Origin of the sequence: Falsiroseomonas oryzae, from assembly GCF_027856955.1 — a bacterium.
GTDB classification, from domain to species: domain Bacteria; phylum Pseudomonadota; class Alphaproteobacteria; order Acetobacterales; family Acetobacteraceae; genus Falsiroseomonas; species Falsiroseomonas oryzae.
In genome coordinates this window covers 1-1949 of the sequence record NZ_JAPSMD010000686.1, presented here as the reverse complement: position 1 = coordinate 1949, position 1949 = coordinate 1, and the positions used below count along the sequence as shown (strand labels likewise).

At 76.0% G+C, this 1949-nt stretch carries 5 protein-coding genes; 4 read left to right on the top strand and 1 reads right to left on the bottom strand.

Annotation, left to right across the window (positions count from 1 at the left end; all coding sequences use genetic code 11):
• The 4 genes from OZN99_RS30605 to OZN99_RS30590 all read left to right on the top strand — a co-directional run.
• Positions 1-396: amidohydrolase family protein (locus OZN99_RS30605; RefSeq protein ID WP_270938980.1), on the top strand; the 396-nt coding region annotated here is incomplete at its 5' end.
• A gap of 20 nt (positions 397-416) precedes the next feature.
• Positions 417-671, top strand: a complete 255-nt coding sequence (locus OZN99_RS30600; RefSeq protein ID WP_270938979.1) for a DUF3297 family protein — start codon at positions 417-419, stop codon at positions 669-671.
• A 65-nt stretch (positions 672-736) separates the two neighbouring features.
• Positions 737-1123, top strand: a complete 387-nt coding sequence (locus OZN99_RS30595; protein WP_270938978.1) for a DUF6152 family protein — start codon at positions 737-739, stop codon at positions 1121-1123.
• Positions 1124-1134: 11 nt separating this feature from the next.
• Entirely contained in the window at positions 1135-1608 is a 474-nt protein-coding gene (locus tag OZN99_RS30590) for a DUF2214 domain-containing protein (RefSeq protein WP_270938977.1), read from the top strand.
• Between the two features lie 20 nt (positions 1609-1628).
• Here OZN99_RS30590 and OZN99_RS30585 read toward each other — a convergent pair.
• On the bottom strand, positions 1629-1949 hold a 321-nt coding region (locus OZN99_RS30585; protein WP_270938976.1), incomplete at its 5' end, for an SH3 domain-containing protein.

Here is a 1949-nt window from a genome sequence, read left to right as displayed (position 1 = left end):
CCCGCGCTGCGCGTGGAGCGCGCGCCGCCCGCCCTGGCCGCCGGCTGGCGCCGCCACCGGGAGGTGCAGCGCCGTTCGGTGGAGCTCGCGCTGCGCCATGGCGTGCGCATCGCCGCCGGCACCGACTTCGTCGGCCCGCCCGTCACCCCGCTCGGCCCTGACGCGATGGAGATGGAGCTGCTGGTCGAGGCCGGCATGACGGCGGAGCAGGCCCTGCTGGCCGGCACCGCGCATGGCGCCGCCGTGCTCGGCCTGGCGGACCGCATCGGTGCGCTGGCGCCGGGGCTGGAGGCCGACATCCTCGCCCTGCCCGGCGATCCGCGGCGCGACATCGCACTGGTGCGCCGGGTCGCCTTCGTCATGCGCGGCGGCGCGGTCTGGAAGCCCCTGGCCTGACGGTCTATGCACCCGCCCCCATGAGCGACACCCCCCTGCCCGACCGTCTGTCCGTCGACCCCCGCAGCCCGCACCACGACGCGGAGTTGCTGCAGCGCGGCATCGGCATCCGCTTCAACGGCGCGGAGAAGACCAATGTCGAGGAATACTGCGTCAGCGAGGGCTGGATCCGCGTTGCCGTCGGCAAGACGCTCGACCGCAAGGGCAACCCGCTGACCATCAAGCTGCAGGGCAAGGTCGAGCCTTACCTGAAGGCCCCGCCGGCGACCGAGTGACGCCCGGCTCGACAAGCCGGGGCGCCGCACCGATCTCCTCCGCGGCAACGACGACGGAGGACCTCATGGCACCCCAACGCATCGGGCGTCGCGGGCTGGCCGGGCTGGCCCTGGCCGGCCTCGGCGGCGGCAGCGCCGCGGCGCATCACGGCTGGTCCTGGGCCGAGGGCGAACAGACCACGCTGCGCGGCACCATCCGCGAGGTCCATATCGGCCCGCCCCACCCCACGCTGCGCGTGGAGGCCGCGGACGGCACCTGGACGGTGGAGCTCGGCAATCCGCGCCTCACCGCCGCCTCCGGCTTCTCGGCCGAAGCCGCGCGCGCCGGCGACACGGTGGTCGCGCTCGGCAACCGCTCGCGCAACCCGAACGAGCGGCGGCTGAAGGCCGTGCGCCTCACCGTGCGCGACCGCACCTACGACATCTATCCCGACCGCATCGGCCGGAGCTGAGCGGCACCGCCTTGCAGGCCCTGGACCTGCTGGCCGCGTCGCCGGTCGCGGCGGCGCTGCGCCGGTCGGAGGTGCTCTACCCGCTGGTCAATGCGGGCCACATCCTGGGGCTCGCGCTGCTGGTCGGCGCCATCGCCACGCTGGACCTCAGGCTGCTCGGGCTGTTCGGGCGGCACCCGCTGGCGCATCTCGGCCCGCCGCTGCGCCGCGTCGCGGCCGCCGGGCTCGTGCTGGCCGTCGCGACCGGCGTGCCGCTGTTCAGCGTCCGCCCGGTCGCCTATGCGGCGAACCCGGCCTTCCTGCTCAAGCTGGGCCTGGTCGGTCTCGGCATCGCCAACGCGGCGGTCCTGCACCGCAGCCCGCGCTGGCGCGCGGCCATCGCCGGCGCCCCGGTCAGTGCCGGCCTGCGGGCCGCCGCGCTGCTCTCGCTGCTGGTCTGGGTGGCCGCGATCGGCGCCGGGCGCTGGATCGGCTTCCTGGAATAGACCGGCGACCAGGCCGGCCCTCAGCGCTCCAGGCCGGAGCTGTGCACCCAGCCCCAGGGCTCGCCCTCGCCCACCTGCAGCCAGCCGCCCGGCGCCTCCCCGAACACCTGCAGCGTGGAGCCGCGCGGCACGGTGCGCAGCACGTCGCCCCCCGGCGCGCTGCGCAGGTTGATGGGAGAGCGCGCGCTGCTCTGCACCGTGCCCTGGGCCGCGGTCACCGGCGCCATGATCTGCGGCGCCACCGCCTGGGGCAGCGCGGTCTGGGCGGGCAGCGCCGGCATCGCCGGCGTGGGCGGCAGGATCGCGGCGCGCGGCGCGGTGTCGTCCGGTGCCCGTGGCAG

Bases quoted from the DNA above. Each gene is read 5' to 3' on its own strand.
- OZN99_RS30600 (WP_270938979.1), top strand. From the start codon at position 417: ATGAGCGACACCCCCCTGCCCGACCGTCTGTCCGTCGACCCCCGCAGC.
- OZN99_RS30595 (WP_270938978.1), top strand. From the start codon at position 737: ATGGCACCCCAACGCATCGGGCGTCGCGGGCTGGCCGGGCTGGCCCTG.